Here is a 17,131-nt window from a genome sequence, read left to right on the forward strand (position 1 = left end):
CAAGCGTTGAATTGTGCACCACACCGCTCGGACGAGCGGGACGGGAGGCGGTCACCGGATCGCAACCTGACAGGACTGTTCCAGGTCGACGTGTTCAGGTCAGAATCGTCGCGCGAATCTACGCGCGTTGTGCGCCGTCGTCGTACGAGGAGAGCCTGACATGCCGTTGGACCGCCGGAAGTTCCTGAAGAAGTCCGCCGTCACGGGGGCGGGGGTGGCGCTGGCGGGTACGGTGGCCGTCCCGGCGGCCGAGGCCGCCCCGACCGCGGGACGGGGGAAGAAGCCGGTGAAGCGGTACGCACTGACCGTGATGGGCACGACGGACCTGCACGGTCACGTCTTCAACTGGGACTACTACAAGGACGCCGAGTACCAGGACCCGGCCGGCAACGCGCAGGGCCTGGCCCGCGTGTCCACCCTGGTGAACCGGATCCGCGCCGAGCGCGGCCGGGAGAACACCCTGCTGCTGGACGCGGGCGACACCATCCAGGGCACCCCGCTGACGTACTACTACGCCAAGGTGGACCCGATCACCGCCGAGGGCGGCCCGGTGCACCCGATGGCGCAGGCGATGAACGCCATCGGGTACGACGCGGTGGCGCTCGGCAACCACGAGTTCAACTACGGCATCGAGACGCTGCGGAAGTTCGAGGAGCAGTGCGACTTCCCGCTGCTGGGCGCCAACGCGCTGGACGCGAAGACGCTGAGGCCCGCCTTCCCGCCGTACTTCATCAAGACGTTCCGCGTGAAGGGCGCGCCGCCGGTGAAGGTGGCGGTGCTGGGGCTGACCAACCCGGGCATCGCGATCTGGGACAAGGCCTACGTGCAGGGCAGGCTCACGTTCCCGGGCCTGGAGGAGCAGGCGGCGAAGTGGGTGCCGAAGCTGCGTTCGATGGGCGCGGACGTCGTGGTGGTGTCGGCCCACTCGGGCACCTCGGGCACGTCCTCGTACGGTGACCAGCTGCCGCACGTGGAGAACGCGGCGGCGAACGTGGCGCGGCAGGTGCCGGGCATCGACGCCATCCTGGTCGGCCACGCGCACGCGGAGATCGCGGAGCTGCGGGTGACCAACGAGAAGACCGGCCGGGAGGTCGTGCTGTCGGAGCCGCTGTGCTACGCCGAGCGGCTGACGCTGTTCGACGTCGAGCTGACCTTCGAGCGGGGCCGCTGGCAGGTGGAGTCCGTCAAGGCGTCGCTGCGGGACGCGGCATCGGTGGAGGACGACCCGCGGATCACCCGGCTGCTGGGCGACGAGCACGCGCAGGTGGTGGCGTACGTCAACCAGGTGGTGGGGACGGCGACCGAAACCCTGACGACGGTGGAGGCGCGGTACAAGGACGCGCCGATCATCGACCTGATCAGCAAGGTGCAGGAGGACGTGGTCCGGGAGGCGCTGGCGGGCACGGAGCACGCCGCGCTGCCGGTGCTGTCGCAGGCCTCGCCGTTCTCCCGGACCAGCGAGATCCCGGCGGGCGACGTGACCATCCGGGACCTGTCGAGCCTCTACGTGTACGACAACACGCTGGTGGCGAAGCTGATGACGGGCGCCCAGGTGCGGGCGTACCTGGAGTACTCGGCGGAGTACTTCAACCGGACCGCGGCCGGCGCGCCGGTGGACGTCGACACGCTGACGAACGCGAACGGCCGCCCGGACTACAACTACGACTACGTCTCGGGCGTGCGGTACGACATCGACATCGCCCAGCCGGCCGGGTCGCGGATCAGGAACCTGACGTTCGACGGCGCTCCGGTGGACGACGCGCAGCGGTTCGTGTTCGCGGTGAACAACTACCGGGCCAACGGCGGCGGGGCGTTCCCGCACGTGGCGTCGGCGCCGGAGCTGTGGGCGGAGTCGACGGAGATCCGCACCCGGATCGCGGAGTGGGCGACGGCCAAGGGCGTGCTGGACCCGAAGGACTTCGCGTCGGAGGACTGGCGGCTGACCCGGGACGGCACGCCGGTGTTCTGACCGTCCCGCACACGGGTGCCCGCCGGGGGCGCCGCCGGGTCCGTCCGGCGGCGCCCCCGCGCGTTTCCGGCGCCGTTCCCCGGGCCGTCTCCGCGCCCGGTCTCAGGCCTCCTGGACGCGCAGGGCGCGGGCCAGGTCGTCGAGGCGGTCGGTGAACTGGCGGCGCAGGGCAGGCACGGGGTCGGCCTTGCGCAGGGTCTTCTCGCCGAGCCTCAGGGTCTCGGCGTCGACGGCGTGGGCGGGGAACGCCCAGCGGCCGGCGGCCGTGGCGATGGCGGGGCCGCGGCGGGCGGCGACGGCCACGGCGTCCTTGAAGTAGCGCGCCACGTAGGGGCGGACGAGGTCGGCCTGCTCGGGCTGCCAGAAGCCCTGGGCGGTGGCGGTGAACAGGTAGTTGGACAGGTCGTCGGAGCCGAACATGGCGTCCCAGGCGCGGGCCTTGGCGTCCGGGTCGGGCAGGGCGGCCCGGCAGCGGGCGGCGCCCTCCTGGCCGGCGGCGCTGGGGTCGCGGCGCAGTTCCTCGGCGACGGCGCTCTCGTCGACCGCGCCCAGCACGGCGAGCCGGGCGAGGATCCGCCAGCGCAGTTCCGGGTCGAGTTCGGGGCCGCCGGGGACGGTGCCGTCGGCGAGCCAGGCGGCGATGGTCTCGGGGCGTCCCGCGGCGTCGATGCAGTGGCGCACCGCGACCAGGCGCAGGCCCGGGTGGTCGCCGTCCTCGGTGCGGCGGATGAGGGCGCGGCACAGGTCGGTGAGGGTGGCGAGGGCGGCGGGCCGCCGGTCGGGGGCGAGGTAGTGGTCGGCGACCTCCCCGGAGGCGAAGGCGAGGACGCCCTGGACCAGGGCGACGTCGGTCTCCTCGGGCAGGTGGGCGGCGGCGGTCTCGAGGAAGTCGGAGGGGGCGAGGTCCCCGTCGCGGACCATGTCGCGCAGGCTGTTCCAGACGACGGCGCGGGTCAGCGCGTCGGGGATGCCCGACAGGCCGCGCAGGACGGTCTCCAGGGAGGTCTCGTCGAGGCGGATCTTGGCGTAGGTCAGGTCCAGGTCGTTGGGGACGACCAGGGCGGGGCGGGTGCCGGGGCGCGGCTCGGGGGCGTCGGTGTGCGGCACGTCGGCCTCGTAGCGCTCGCGCAGGGTGAGGGTGCGTCCGTCGCTGAGGTCGCGGTCGTAGACGCCGACGGTCACCCGGTGCGGGCGGCTGCCCTCGCGGTCCAGGGTGAGGGTCCACCGGCCGGGCACCGCGTCGACGGTGGCGGTGAGGGTGTCGACGCCGCTGGTGCGCAGCCAGGCGTCGGCCCAGGCGTGCACGTCGCGTTCGGTGGCGGAGGCCAGGGAGTCGATGAACTCGGCGAGGCCGGCGTTGCCGAAGCGGTACCGCTCGAAGTGGGTGTTGATGCCGGCGAGGAAGTCCTTCTCGCCGAGCCAGGCGACGAGCTGGCGCAGGGCGGAGGCGCCCTTGGCGTAGGAGATGCCGTCGAAGTTGAGCAGCGCGGAGGCGGTGTCCTCGACGTGCTCGGGGGCGACGGGGTGGGTGGAGGGCCGCTGGTCGGCGTCGTAGCCCCAGGTCTTGCGGGAGACGCCGAAGTCGGTCCAGGTGCCGTCGCCGCGCCAGCGGGGCGGCTGTGCGCCGGGCTTCGCGGGGGTGACCTCGTTGAGGGTCTGGTAGCCCATGTACTCGGCGAAGGACTCGTTCAGCCAGATGTCGTCCCACCAGCGCAGGGTGACGAGGTCGCCGAACCACATGTGGGCCATCTCGTGGGCGACGACCATGGCGCGCCGCTGCCGCTCGGTGTCGGTGACGGCGGAGCGGTAGACGAACTCGTCGCGGAAGGTGACCAGCCCCGGGTTCTCCATGGCGCCCGCGTTGAACTCGGGCACGAAGGCCTGGTCGTAGGAGTCGAAGGGGTAGGGCTCCTCGAACTTCTCGTGGTAGCGGTCGAAGCAGGCGCGGGTGATGTCGAGCAGTTCCTCGGCGTCGGCCTCGAGGTGCGGGGCGAGGGAGCGCCGGCAGTGCAGGCCGAAGGGCAGTCCGCGGTGCTCGGTGCGCACGGAGTGCCAGGGGCCCGCGGCGACGGCGACCAGGTAGGTGGAGACGGGCGGGGTGGGCGCGGCCTTCCACACGCCGCCGCCGGTGTGCTCGGTGACGCCGTTGGCGAGGACCGTCCAGTGCTCGGGCGCGGTGACGGTGAGCTCGAAGACGGCCTTGAGGTCGGGCTGGTCGAAGGCGGCGAAGACGCGCTGCACGTCGTCGAGGAACAGCTGGGTGTAGACGTAGGTCTCGCCGTCGGTGGGGTCGGTGAAGCGGTGCATGCCCTCGCCGGTGCGGGAGTAGCGCATGCGCGCGTCGACCAGCAGCTCGTGCTCGCCGGCGGTGAGGTTCTTCAGGGGGAGCCGCCCGTCGTCGAGGAGGGCGGGGTCCAGGGGCTGTCCGTCGAGGGTGACGGAGCGCAGCTCGGCGGGCTTGATCTCGACGAAGGTGTCCGCGTCCGCGCGGGCGCCGAACCTGATGAGGGTGCGGGAGTCGAACGTCTCGTCCCCGGCGGTCAGGTCCAGGGCGATCGTGTAGCGGTGGACGTCGATGAGCTGTGCTCGGTTCTGCGCTTCGTCGCGCGTCAGTACGGACATGAACGCCATGCTGCCTGATGGTTCCTGCCCGGCACAGAGGAGGATGGGGTACGCGGCCTATGTCCGGTCCCCGCCGAGCTCCGCGGTGTGCGCCCCCGGGGGGTGTGCGGGAGGCACGTGCGCGTGCGGCGGGGGCGGCGCGGGGCGTGCGGCGGGGGCGCCGGCCGCGTCGAGCCGGGCGCGCAGGGCGCGCACCTCGGCCTCCAGGGCGAGCCCGCGCTGGTGGGTGTCGTAGAGGTGGCGCACCTTGGTGCGCAGCGCCCAGGGGTCGACGGGGGTGGTGACGAGGTCGGCGACGCCGAGGCGGTAGGCGGCGGCGCCGAGCCGGTGGTCGCGGGCGAAGCCGGTGAGCAGGACGACGGGTATGTGCCGGGTCTGCTCCAGGCGGCGCATCCAGCGCACCACGTCGAGTCCGCCGGTGCCGGGCATGTGGGCGTCGAGCAGGAGCACGCCGACGTTGCCGCGCAGCAGCTGTTTGAGCGCTTCGTCGCCGCTGGTGGCCCGGCCCAGCGGCTGTCCGAGCGGGGCCAGGGCGCTCTCCAGGGCGTAGAGCGTGTCCTCGTGGTCGTCGACGAGGAGGATGCGGGCGGTGGGCGGCATGGCGCACGTCCTTCCTCGTCAGGGGCCGGGCGCGGCACCCGGGTGCTGACGGACGGTGCTCGGCGGCCGACACGGCGTGCACAGCGAGCATGCACCGTGCGGGCCGTCCTGTCACTCCCCGCCGCGTCCCGGGCCGCCCACCTCTCCGCTCAGACCGTGCCGTTGGCGGCGTCGTCCGCGATCCGTTCGTGGTGGCGGATCACCTCGGCGATGATGAACGTCAGGAACTTCTCCGCGAAGGCCGGGTCGAGCTTGGCGCTCTCGGCGAGGGCCCGCAGCCGGGCGATCTGGCGGGCCTCGCGCCCCGGGTCGGCGGGCGGCAGCCGGTGCTCGGCCTTCAGCCGGCCCACCTGCTGGGTGCACTTGAAGCGCTCGGCGAGCATGTGGACGACGGCCGCGTCGATGTTGTCGATGCTGTCGCGCAGACGGGTCAGTTCGTCGAGGACCGCGGGGTCGGGCCCGGCGGCGTTGCTGGTGGTCATGGCGGTTCAGCCTACGGCGGGGCGGGCGCCCGCGGCGGCACGGACCGTACAGTGGACGGTGTCCAGGCGCGGCGGGGGTGCGACGTGGCGAACGGCGGACCGGTGGAGCACGGTTATCCGCATCTGCGGACGGTGCGGGAGTCGGTCACGGCCCTGTACCGGCGGCTGTCGTACGACACGGTGCGGACCTTCTCGGTGAGCGTGGCGCCGGCCGACGTGGCGTTCGCGGACGTGGACGACCTGCATCTGGGGGCGCAGCGGGTGGCGCGCGAGATGGTGGCGCACTACCGGCTGCCGGACGCGCGGCTGATCGTCGGGTTCCGTGAGATGACGCATGCGGCGAACGTGGAACTGGCGGCGGGCCCGGAGTACTTCGTCGAGCTGAACGACCGGTTCCGTGACCATCGGCGGGACATCGGGGCGGCGCTGGCGCACGAGGTGGCGCACGTGTACCTGCACCGGCTGGGGCTGTCGTTCCCGTCGACGCGGGACAACGAGATCCTCACCGACACCACGGCGACGTACCTGGGCGCGGGGTGGCTGCTGCTGGACGCGTTCCGGGAGGACGGGGCGTCGTCGCAGAAGCTCGGGTACCTCACGCCGGAGGAGTTCGGGTACGTGCTGGCGAAGCGGGCGCTGCTGTTCGGTGAGGACCCGTCGGTGTGGTTCACCAGTCCGCAGGCGTACACGGCGTACCGGGAAGGGCTGGCGCTGGCGCGGCGGGACGCGGAGCAGCCGCCGCTGCGTGCGGCGGGGTGGGCCGGGCGGCGCCGGTACGCGCGGGACCGGCGGCACGCGCAGGGGCACGCGCCCGGGCACGCGCGGGCGCCGGAGGCGGGGCGGGAGACGGGGTACCGGTTCTCGGCGGACGGGCACGGCCCGCTGCGGGTGTCGTTCCCCTGTCCCACCTGCCATCAGCGGATCCGGGTGCCGGTGGCGGGCCGGGTGCGGGCGCGGTGCGGTCTGTGCCGGTCCGTGCTGGAGTGCGACACCTGACGTCCGGCTCCGGCGTCCCACCTCCAACGGCCGTCGCAAAGGCGGCATTTCACCCCGGCATTCGCCCACTTCTCGGGTGTTCGCTATTTTGTTCGCCGCTGTCGTGTGCGCCGCCGTCCCCCGCCGGCCGTTTCCGTCCCGACCCCGCCGAGGAGCCGGCCTGTGGAGCCCGAGTCCGCCGTCACCACCTGCTACCGCCATCCGCGGGTGGAGTGCCATGTGCGCTGCGTCCGCTGCGAGCGGTACATCTGCCCGGACTGCATGCGCGAGGCGGCCGTGGGCCACCAGTGCCCCGACTGCGTGCGGGAGGGCGCCCGGTCGATGCGGCAGGCCCGCACCCTGGTGGGCGGCCGGGTCTCCGCGGTGCCCATGGTGACGTACGCGCTGATCGCCCTCAACGTGCTGGCGTATCTGGCGGAGGTGGTCCGGCCGGAGGTCGTGGACCGGTTCGCGATGGTGGGCGCGGGACTGCTCGGCCCGGACGGCGGCCACTACGTGTGGACGCGGCCGTACCCCGCGGACTTCAGCCCCGAGGGCGTCGCGGGCGGCGAGTGGTACCGGCTGCTGACCGGCGCGTTCCTGCATCTGCCGCCCACGGAGGGGACGTTCGGCGTCCTGCACGTGCTGATGAACATGGCGATGCTGTGGAACCTGGGCCGGGTGGTCGAGCCGATGCTCGGCCGGGTCCACTACGTCGCCCTGTACGTGCTGTCCGCGCTGGGCGGTTCGGTGCTGGTGCTGCTGCTCGCGCCTTCGGACCCCACGGTCGGCGCGTCCGGCGCGCTGTTCGGGGTGGGGGCCGCCTTCTACGTGGTGTCCCGGCGGGTGGGCGCCGACATGCGCGGGGTGAACCGCTACATGACCGGGCTGCTGCTGTGGCTGGTGGTCTCCGCGTACTTCACCTCGTGGCAGGGCCACCTGGGCGGGCTGCTGACGGGCGCGCTGGTGGCGCTCGCGTTCGCCTGGGCGCCGCGCGACGGGCGCCGCGGGCTGGTGCAGGCCGGGGCGTGCGCGGGGCTGGTGGTGCTGCTCGCCGTGCTGGCGGTGGCCAAGGTGTCGCAACTGACAGGTGGAGGGATCCCCCAGTGAAACGTGCCGGTGTGCTCTTCCTCGCGGGCGTCCCGGTGGTCGCCACGGCGGTGTACTTCGTCCTGCCGTCGGGAGCCGCCGACGCGCCCGCCGCCCCGTCCTCGGTCAGCGCCCAGTCCTCCCGCGACGACGTCAAGGACCGCGCCGAACAGGAGCACGAGCGGCAGCGGGACGAGGACGACGAGATCGTCGCGTCCCGGCCGCCGGGCCTCGCCGCCCCCGCCAAGCGGGAGCTGGCCCACCAGCTGGTGGCGAGCGCCGAACACTCCACGACGGACTGGCGCTCCACGTACGGGATCATCGAGGACCGGGACGACGACTGCGGCTACACCGCGGGCATCATCGGCTTCTGCACCGGCACCCACGACCTGCTCACCCTGGTGGAGCACTACACCGAGGCCCGCCCCGGCAACGGCCTGGCGCGCTATCTGCCCGCCCTGCGCGAGGTCGACGGCACCGACTCGCACGAGGGGCTGGACCCGGGCTTCACCGACGCGTGGAAGGCGGAGTCCCAGGTGCCGGAGTTCCGCGCCGCGCAGGAGGAGGAACGCGACCGCGTCTACTTCGAGCCGGCGGTCCGCCTCGCCAAGCTGGACGGCCTGGGCACGCTGGGCCAGTTCGTGTACTTCGACGCGATGGTCTTCCACGGCACCGGCACCGACGAGAACGGCTTCTACGCCCTGCGCGAGCGCGTCCTGGAGCAGGCGAAGACGCCCGCGGCTGGCGGCTCGGAGAAGGCGTACCTGGACGCCTTCCTCGACGTCCGCCGCGAGACCATGCGCACCCGCTACCCGGACCGCGACACCTCCCGGATCGACACCGCGCAGCGCCGGTTCCTCCAGGCCGGGAACCTGAACCTGGACACCCCGCTCACCTGGGAGCTGTACGGGGACTCCTACACCCTGTCCTGAACATGTTGCGGCGCCTGCCCAGTCGGTCCGGTCGGGGACTGGCGGGCAGGCGCCGCGGTGTTCCGCACGCCGTTGTGCGTCACGTTCTCGGGGGTTGTCAGACCGCCAGGGCGCGGTCCGTCGGGCGGATCGGGGCGGGCAGGGCGCTCGCCCCGGTCAGGTACCGGTCGCAGCCGCGGGCGGCCGAGCGGCCCTCGGCGATCGCCCACACGATGAGCGACTGGCCGCGGCCGGCGTCACCGGCGACGAACACACCGGGCACGTTGGTCTGGAAGTCGTCGTCGCGGGCGATGTTGCCGCGCGCGTCCAGCTCCAGGCCGAACTGCTCGACCAGGCCGTTGTCCCGGTCGGTGCCGGTGAAGCCCATGGCGAGGGTGACCAGCTGCGCGGGGATCTTGCGCTCGGTGCCCGGCTTCTGGGTCAGCTTGCCGTCGACGAACTCCACCTCGGTCATGTGCAGCCACTGGACGTTGCCGTCCTCGTCGCCCTCGAAGTGGGTCGTGGAGACGGAGTAGATCCGCTCGCCGCCCTCCTCGTGCGCGCTGGTGACCTTGTACAGCATGGGGAACGTCGGCCAGGGCTGGGCGACCGGGTCCCGCTCGTCGTTCGGGCGGGGCATGATCTCCAGCTGGGTGACGGACGCGGCGCCCTGCCGGTGGGCGGTGCCCACGCAGTCGGCGCCGGTGTCGCCGCCGCCGATCACGACGACGTGCTTGCCCTCGGCGGTGATCGGCGGGGAGACGTAGTCGCCCTCCTGCACCTTGTTCGCCAGCGGCAGGTACTCCATGGCCTGGTGGATGCCCTTGAGCTCGCGCCCGGGCACCGGCAGGTCACGCGCGGTGGTCGCGCCGACGGCGAGGACCACGGCGTCGTACCGCTTGCGCAGCGCGGTGGCCGGCATGTCCCGGCCGATCTCGACGCCGGTGCGGAACTTGGTGCCCTCCGCGCGCATCTGCTCGATCCGGCGGTTGATGTGCCGCTTCTCCATCTTGAACTCGGGGATGCCGTAGCGGAGGAGGCCTCCGATGCGGTCCGCGCGCTCGTAGACGGCGACGGTGTGGCCGGCCCGGGTCAGCTGCTGGGCGGCGGCCAGGCCCGCGGGGCCCGAGCCGACGACGGCGACGGTCTTGCCGGACAGGCGCTCGGGGATCTGCGGCGCGACGTCACCGGTCTCCCACGCCTTGTCGATGATGGAGACCTCGACGTTCTTGATGGTGACCGGCGGCTGGTTGATGCCGAGCACGCACGCCGACTCGCACGGGGCGGGGCACAGCCGCCCGGTGAACTCAGGGAAGTTGTTCGTGGCGTGCAGCCGGTCGCTCGCCGCGCCCCAGTCCTCGCGGTAGGCGTAGTCGTTCCACTCGGGGATGAGGTTCCCGAGGGGACAGCCGTTGTGGCAGAACGGGATGCCGCAGTCCATGCAGCGGCTGGCCTGCTTGCTGATGATCGGCAGCAGGGAGCCGGGGACGTAGACCTCGTTCCAGTCCTTCCTGCGCTCCTCCACCGGACGGGACGCGGCGACCTCGCGGCCGTGGTTCAGAAAGCCCTTCGGGTCAGCCATTGATCGCCGCCTCCATCATCTTCTCGGTGATCTCGGTCTCGGAGAGACCGGCTCGCTCGGCGGCGTCCTTGGCGGCGAGCACTGCCTTGTACGTGCTGGGGATGATCTTGCTGAAGCGCTCCACGGCCGTGTCCCAGTCGGCGAGCAGCTTCTCGGCGACGGTGGAGCCCGTCTCCTCCTGGTGCCGGCGGACCACGTCGTGCAGCCACTTCCTGTCGGCGTCGTCCAGCGCCTCGACGGAGGCGAGGTTGCCGGCGTTGACGTTGTCCCGGTCCAGGTCGACGACGTAGGCGACGCCGCCGGACATGCCGGCCGCGAAGTTGCGCCCGGTCTCGCCGAGGACGACCGCGTGACCGCCCGTCATGTACTCGCAGCCGTGGTCGCCCACGCCCTCGGAGACGACCAGCGCGCCGGAGTTGCGCACGCAGAACCGCTCGCCGACCTTGCCGCGCAGGAACATCTCGCCGCCGGTGGCGCCGTAGGCGAGGGTGTTGCCCGCGATGACGCTGTACTCGGCGAGGTGGTCGGCGCCGCGGTCCGGGCGGACGACGATACGGCCGCCGGAGAGGCCCTTGCCGACGTAGTCGTTGGCGTCGCCCTCCAGGCGCAGCGTGACACCGCGCGGGAGGAAGGCGCCGAAGGACTGGCCGGCGGAGCCGGTGAAGGTGATGTCGATGGTGTCGTCGGGCAGGCCCGCACCGCCGAACTTCTTCGTCACCTCGTGGCCGAGCATGGTGCCGACCGTGCGGTTGATGTTGCGGATGGCGACCTGGGCGCGCACCGGCTGGGCGTCCTCGGCTCCGGAGGCGGAAAGCGCGTCGGCGGCGAGCTTGATCAGCTCGTTGTCGAGCGCCTTCTCCAGACCGTGGTCCTGGGCGACCACCTGGTGGCGGGCGGCGCCCTCGGGCAGCTCGGGCACGTGGAACAGCGGCTCGAGCTCCAGGCCCTGCGCCTTCCAGTGGTTCACCGCGCGGGTCACGTCCAGCACCTCGGCGTGGCCGACGGCCTCGTCGATGGACCGGAAGCCCAGCTCGGCGAGGAGCTCGCGGACCTCCTCGGCGATGAACCGGAAGAAGTTCACCACGTACTCGGCCTTGCCGGAGAACCGGTCGCGCAGCACCGGGTTCTGGGTGGCGATGCCGACCGGGCAGGTGTCCAGGTGGCAGACGCGCATCATGACGCAGCCGGAGACGACGAGCGGCGCGGTCGCGAAACCGAACTCCTCGGCGCCCAGCAGCGCGGCGATGACCACGTCACGGCCGGTCTTGAGCTGGCCGTCGGTCTGGACGACGATCCGGTCGCGCAGGCCGTTGAGCAGCAGGGTCTGCTGGGTCTCGGCGAGGCCGAGCTCCCAGGGACCGCCGGCGTGCTTCAGCGACGTCAGCGGGGAGGCGCCGGTGCCGCCGTCGTGGCCGGAGATCAGCACGACGTCCGCGTGCGCCTTCGACACACCGGCGGCGACCGTGCCGACGCCGACCTCGGAGACCAGCTTGACGTGAATGCGCGCCTGGGGGTTGGCGTTCTTCAGGTCGTGGATCAGCTGGGCGAGGTCCTCGATGGAGTAGATGTCGTGGTGCGGCGGCGGGGAGATGAGCCCCACGCCCGGCGTCGAGTGCCGGGTCTTCGCCACCCACGGGTAGACCTTGTGGCCGGGCAGCTGGCCGCCCTCGCCGGGCTTGGCGCCCTGGGCCATCTTGATCTGGATGTCGTCGGAGTTGACCAGGTACTCGGACGTCACGCCGAAGCGGCCGGAGGCGACCTGCTTGATGGACGACCGGCGCGCCGGGTCGTACAGGCGCTCCGGGTCCTCGCCGCCCTCACCGGTGTTGGACTTGCCGCCCAGCTGGTTCATGGCGATGGCGAGGGTCTCGTGCGCCTCCTGGGAGATGGAGCCGTACGACATGGCGCCCGTGGAGAACCGCTTGACGATCTCGGAGACCGGCTCGACCTCCTCCACCGGAATGGGCTTCCGGCCGGACTTGAAGCCGAACAGACCGCGCAGCGTCATCAGCCGCTCGGACTGCTCGTTCACGCGCTCCGTGTACTTCTTGAAGATGTCGTACCGGCCGGAGCGCGTGGAGTGCTGGAGGCGGAAGACCGTCTCCGGGTCGAACAGGTGCGGCTCGCCCTCACGGCGCCACTGGTACTCGCCGCCGATGTCCAGCGCACGGTGCGCCGGTGCGATGCCGGAGGCCGGGTAGGCCTTGGCGTGGCGGGCGGCGACCTCCTTGGCGATCACGTCGATGCCGACGCCGCCGATCTTGCTGGTGGTGCCGTTGAAGTACTTCTCGACGAAGGACTCCTCGAGACCGACGGCCTCGAAGACCTGGGCGCCGCGGTAGGAGGCGACCGTGGAGATGCCCATCTTGGACATGACCTTGAGGACGCCCTTGCCGAGGGCGTGGATGAGGTTGCGGATGGCCTGCTCGGCCCCGCCGTCGACGGCCTGCAGGAAGGTGCCCGCGCGGACCAGGTCCTCGACGGACTCCATGGCCAGGTAGGGGTTGACCGCGGCGGCGCCGTAGCCGATGAGCAGGGCGACGTGGTGGACCTCGCGGACGTCGCCGGCCTCGACCAGCAGGCCCACGTGGGTGCGCTGCTTGGTGCGGATGAGGTGGTGGTGGACGGCCGCGGTGAGCAGCAGCGACGGGATCGGCGCGTGCTCGGCGTCGGAGTGCCGGTCGGACAGGACGATCAGGCGGGCGCCGTTCTCGATGGCGGCGTCGGCCTCGGCGCAGATGTCGTCGATGCGGGCGGCGAGGGCCTCGCCGCCGCCGGCCACCCGGTACAGGCCGGAGAGGGTCGCGGCCTTGAAGCCGGGCATGTCGCCGTCGGCGTTGATGTGGATGAGCTTGGCCAGCTCGTCGTTGTCGATCACCGGGAAGGGCAGCGTGACGCTGCGGCACGCGGCGGCCGTCGGCTCCAGCAGGTTGCCCTGCGGGCCGAGCGAGGAGCGCAGGGAGGTGACCAGCTCCTCCCGGATGGCGTCCAGCGGCGGGTTGGTGACCTGCGCGAACAGCTGCGTGAAGTAGTCGAACAGCAGCCGCGGGCGCTCGCTGAGCGCGGCGATCGGCGAGTCGGTGCCCATGGACCCGATGGGCTCCGCGCCGGTCTTGGCCATCGGCGCGAGGAGGACGCGCAGCTCCTCCTCGGTGTAGCCGAAGGTCTGCTGGCGGCGGGTGACCGAGGCGTGGGTGTGCACGATGTGCTCACGCTCGGGCAGGTCGGACAGCTCGATCTCGCCGGCCTCGAGCCACTCCTCGTAGGGGTGCTCGGCGGCGAGCCGGGACTTGATCTCGTCGTCCTCGATGATCCGGTGCTCGGCGGTGTCCACGAGGAACATGCGGCCGGGCTGGAGACGGCCCTTGCGGACCACCTTGGCCGGGTCGAGGTCGAGCACGCCGACCTCGGAGCCGAGGACGACCAGGCCGTCGTCGGTGACCCAGTAGCGGCCGGGGCGCAGGCCGTTGCGGTCGAGCACGGCGCCGACCTGGGTGCCGTCGGTGAAGGTGACGCAGGCCGGGCCGTCCCAGGGCTCCATCATCGTGGAGTGGTACTGGTAGAAGGCGCGCCGGGCCGGGTCCATGGAATCGTGGTTCTCCCACGCCTCCGGGATCATCATCAGCACCGAGTGGGGCAGCGAACGGCCGCCCAGGTGCAGCAGCTCCAGCACCTCGTCGAAGGACGCGGAGTCGGAGGCGTCGGGGGTGCAGACCGGGAAGATCCGCGCCAGATCCTTGCCGTCCCGGCCGGTGCCGAACAGGTCCGACATCAGCTGGGACTCGCGGGCGCGCATCCAGTTGCGGTTGCCCTTGACGGTGTTGATCTCACCGTTGTGCGCGACGAAGCGGTACGGGTGCGCGAGCGGCCACGACGGGAAGGTGTTCGTGGAGAACCGGGAGTGCACCAGCGCGATCGCGGAGCCGAAGCGGCGGTCGGACAGGTCGGGGAAGAAGGGCTCGAGCTGGCCGGTGGTCAGCATGCCCTTGTAGACGATGGTCCGCGCGGACAGCGACGGGAAGTAGACGCCCGCCTCGCGCTCGGCGCGCTTGCGCAGCACGAACGCCTTGCGGTCCAGTGCGATGCCTGTGCTGACCCCGTCGGTGACGAAGAGCTGGCGGAAGACCGGCATGGTGGAGCGGGCGGTGGCGCCGAGCAGCTGGGGCGCGACCGGCACCTCGCGCCAGCCGAGCACGGTGAGCTCCTCGGCGGCGGCGATCTGCTCGATGCGGGTGACGGCCTCGCCGGTGCCCTCCTCGGGGAGGAAGGCGATGCCGACGGCGTAGCCGCCCGCCTCGGGCAGGTCGAATCCGGCCACCTCGCGGAAGAAGGCGTCCGGGATCTGGGAGAGGATGCCCGCGCCGTCGCCGGAGTCCGGCTCGGAGCCGGTGGCGCCGCGGTGCTCGAGGTTCCGCAGGACGGTGAGGGCCTGCTCGACCAGGGTGTGGGACGCCTCGCCGGTGAGGGTGGCGACGAAGCCGACGCCGCAGGCGTCGTGCTCGTTGCGGGGGTCGTACATACCCTGCGCAGCAGGGCGAGCATCCATGAACGACCAGCTCGCGCGGTCGTTCGAGGAATGCTGGGACGGCTGGCGCGGCGTACGCATCGGCTCTCCCGTCGTCGTCAATTGGCATTGGTGCAAGTGCCGAGGGACGACGTTGGCCCTCTGCGTGTGGCTAAATTTCGTGCAGGTTACATGATGGAACGACTCTCGGGAACCGGGATAATCCGTTCCAGCATGCGGACATCGACCGGGGCGCGGCGGGGTTCCGCGCCCCTCGACGGAAGCGGTGGGGGCCGGTCCGGACAGATCGGTGTCCGTCGGCCCGAGGGCGGGAGGAGGCTTCCTCGCCTCCTCCGCTGAGCACGCCGCCGGCCTCGTTGCCACCGGCGCGTACGGCTCATGCCCACTGGTCACACTTTCGAAACCAGCAAGTAATGATTGTTTATGCGATGCTTCGCATAAACGCAAGGGGTCACCCGACGGCGGTACCGAAGAGCGATCCCAGGGCGTACGTCACACCGGCCGCCGCGCCGCCGAGGGCGAGCTGCCGCAGGCCGCTGTACCACCAGGAGCGCGCCGTGACCCTCGCGACCACGGCCCCGCACAGGAAGAGCCCGAGCAGCGCGACCAGCACGGCCGGCCACAGGCTGCTCGCGCCGAGCAGGTACGGCAGCACCGGCAGCAGCGCGCCCAGCGCGAAAGAGCCGAAGCTGGAGACCGCGGCGACGGCCGGCGAGGGCAGGTCGCCCGGGTCGACACCCAGCTCCTCGCGGGCGTGGATCTCCAGCGCCTGCTCCGGGTCCCGGGAGAGCTGCCGGGCCACCTCGCGGGCCAGACCGGGCTCGACGCCGCGCGACTCGTAGAGCGCGGCCAGCTCGGCCTCCTCGTCCTTGGGGTGCTTGCGCAGCTCCCGGCGCTCGACGTCCAGCTCGGCCTCGACCAGCTCGCGCTGGGAGGCGACGGAGGTGTACTCGCCGGCCGCCATGGAGAAGGCGCCGGCGGCCAGTCCGGCGAGCCCGCTGAGGACGATCGTCTGATGGCCGACGGCGCCGCCCGCGACGCCGGTCATCAGGGCGAGGTTGGACACCAGCCCGTCCATGGCGCCGAACACCGCGGGGCGCAGCCATCCGCCGTTGACGTCGCGGTGGGTGTGGTTGTCGCGGTGCGCCTCGTGGAGCGTCGCCTCGGTCTCGATGATGGCCATGCCTGGTCCCCCTGGACTCTGCCGGCGCCCTCGTCCACGGACGCCCGCGCCGCGTTGTTCGGACTCGTTTTGGACTCGTTCCAATTTTCGACGTCACCCAGTCTACGCCTTGCCGGAAACCCCCGCCAGCAAGGAAAGGCTGCGCTAACCAGCGCTTTTGTCTCCCGTCCCGGTCCGCTCGGCCGCCCCGCGCATGTCCGCTCGGCCGCCCCGCGCATCTCGTCCGGGTGACGCTCCGGCGCACCAGGCTGCGGCGCACACGGCACCGGGGACAGTTCCGCAAAGGGCCCGCGCCCCACGGGGCGCGCCTGAGAGGAGAGCCGCGTATGGCATCGACCGCCCGCATCCCCTCGGCGCCCGCGCCCGGGGACGCCCTCGGGCTCCGCGAACGGGCCCGCGGCGCGCTGCTCGGCCTGGCAGTCGGCGACGCGATGGGCGCCCCCGCCGAGAACATGAAGCCCTCCGAGATCCGCGCGAAGTGGGGCCGCATCACGGGCTATGTGAACGACCCCCCGGCCGGCACGGACGACACCGAGTACGCGATCTTCTCGGGCCTGCTGGCCGCCCGGCACGGCTCCGCGCTCACCCCCGCGCACGTCGAGGCGGCCTGGCACGAGTGGATCGCGGACCGCGCCGAAGGCCCCTTCCGCGGCGCCGGGTTCAGCGAGCGCGGCACGCTGGAGAACCTGCGCCGTGGTCTGGCCGCGCCCATCTCCGCCCAGCACCGGCACGCCTGGAGCGACGGACTGGCGATGCGGGCGGCGCCGTACGGCGTGCACGCGGCCGGACGGCCCGACGAGGCGGCCCGGCTCGCGGCGATCGACGGCTCGGTCAGCCACGACGGGGAGGGCATCCACGGCGGGCGGGCCGTCGCGGCGGGCGTCGCGGCGGCCATGGCCGGGGCGCCGGTGGTCACGGTCGTGGCCTCGGCGCTCGCGGTGGTGCCGGACGACTCCTGGACCGCCCGCTCGCTGCGCCGCGCGGTGACCGCCGCCCACCGCGGCGAACGGGCGGTCCGCGCCGCGGTGGTGATCGGCGGCTATCCCTGGACCGACCTCGCCCCGGAGGCGGTGGCCCTGGCCTTCGGCGCCTACGCGGCGGCCGACGGCGACTTCGAACAGGCGGTGCTGACCGCCGTGAACATGGGCCGCGACGCCGACACCACGGCGGCGGTGGCGGGCGCGCTGGCCGGG

General features: G+C 72.3%; 11 protein-coding genes. 5 read left to right on the forward strand and 6 right to left on the reverse strand.

Annotated elements, in window-relative coordinates:
• Nucleotides 1-160: 160 nt before the first annotated feature.
• Nucleotides 161-1,969, forward strand: coding sequence for a bifunctional metallophosphatase/5'-nucleotidase (locus CCN29_RS04925; protein ID WP_031018471.1), 1,809 nt, complete (start codon nt 161-163; stop codon nt 1,967-1,969).
• 102 nt (nt 1,970-2,071) lie between these two features.
• On the opposite strand, the gene pepN is transcribed toward CCN29_RS04925, so the two are convergent.
• The 3 genes from pepN to CCN29_RS04940 all read right to left on the reverse strand — a co-directional run bounded on the left by pepN (nt 2,072) and on the right by CCN29_RS04940 (nt 5,673).
• On the reverse strand, nt 2,072-4,600 hold the full coding sequence (gene pepN / locus CCN29_RS04930) for an aminopeptidase N (protein WP_006135508.1): 2,529 nt from the start codon (nt 4,598-4,600) through the stop codon (nt 2,072-2,074).
• 48 nt (nt 4,601-4,648) lie between these two features.
• Nucleotides 4,649-5,191 (reverse strand): response regulator, encoded by a 543-nt coding sequence (locus CCN29_RS04935; protein WP_006135507.1) that lies wholly within the window; start codon nt 5,189-5,191, stop codon nt 4,649-4,651.
• 149 nt (nt 5,192-5,340) lie between these two features.
• A complete protein-coding gene (locus tag CCN29_RS04940) occupies nt 5,341-5,673 on the reverse strand; it encodes a chorismate mutase (protein WP_006135506.1) in 333 nt (110 codons plus the stop codon).
• An 84-nt stretch (nt 5,674-5,757) separates the two neighbouring features.
• Here CCN29_RS04940 and CCN29_RS04945 point away from each other — a divergent pair, with 84 nt between their 5' ends.
• From CCN29_RS04945 to CCN29_RS04955, 3 genes are all read left to right on the forward strand, one after another.
• Nucleotides 5,758-6,669, forward strand: coding sequence for a hypothetical protein (locus CCN29_RS04945; RefSeq protein ID WP_031018469.1), 912 nt, complete (start codon nt 5,758-5,760; stop codon nt 6,667-6,669).
• A gap of 162 nt (nt 6,670-6,831) precedes the next feature.
• The gene (locus CCN29_RS04950) at nt 6,832-7,758 is read left to right on the forward strand and encodes a rhomboid family intramembrane serine protease (RefSeq protein ID WP_086680219.1); all 927 of its coding nucleotides are present in this window, start codon (nt 6,832-6,834) and stop codon (nt 7,756-7,758) included.
• Nucleotides 7,755-8,669 carry a chitosanase gene (locus CCN29_RS04955; RefSeq protein ID WP_086680222.1) on the forward strand — a complete coding sequence of 305 codons (915 nt, stop codon included), beginning with the start codon at nt 7,755-7,757 and terminating at the stop codon, nt 8,667-8,669. The genes CCN29_RS04950 and CCN29_RS04955 overlap by 4 nt, the downstream gene beginning before the upstream one ends.
• A gap of 97 nt (nt 8,670-8,766) precedes the next feature.
• Here the strand turns inward: CCN29_RS04955 and CCN29_RS04960 are convergent, their stop codons facing one another.
• The 3 genes from CCN29_RS04960 to CCN29_RS04970 all read right to left on the reverse strand — a co-directional run bounded on the left by CCN29_RS04960 (nt 8,767) and on the right by CCN29_RS04970 (nt 15,938).
• A complete protein-coding gene (locus CCN29_RS04960; RefSeq protein WP_031018463.1) occupies nt 8,767-10,230 on the reverse strand; it encodes a glutamate synthase subunit beta in 1,464 nt (487 codons plus the stop codon).
• Nucleotides 10,223-14,836, reverse strand: coding sequence for a glutamate synthase large subunit (gene gltB, locus CCN29_RS04965; protein WP_086680223.1), 4,614 nt, complete (start codon nt 14,834-14,836; stop codon nt 10,223-10,225). Before gltB ends, CCN29_RS04960 begins: the two co-directional genes overlap by 8 nt.
• Before the next feature lie 370 nt (nt 14,837-15,206).
• Nucleotides 15,207-15,938: a VIT1/CCC1 transporter family protein gene (locus CCN29_RS04970; protein WP_006135496.1), complete on the reverse strand. Its 732-nt coding sequence runs from the start codon at nt 15,936-15,938 to the stop codon at nt 15,207-15,209.
• Nucleotides 15,939-16,264: 326 nt separating this feature from the next.
• Here CCN29_RS04970 and CCN29_RS04975 point away from each other — a divergent pair.
• The coding region (locus CCN29_RS04975; RefSeq protein WP_442538236.1) for an ADP-ribosylglycohydrolase family protein at nt 16,265-17,131 on the forward strand (867 nt) is incomplete at its 3' end.

It is taken from the genome of Streptomyces pseudogriseolus, from assembly GCA_002154585.1.
Classification (GTDB): domain Bacteria; phylum Actinomycetota; class Actinomycetes; order Streptomycetales; family Streptomycetaceae; genus Streptomyces; species Streptomyces pseudogriseolus.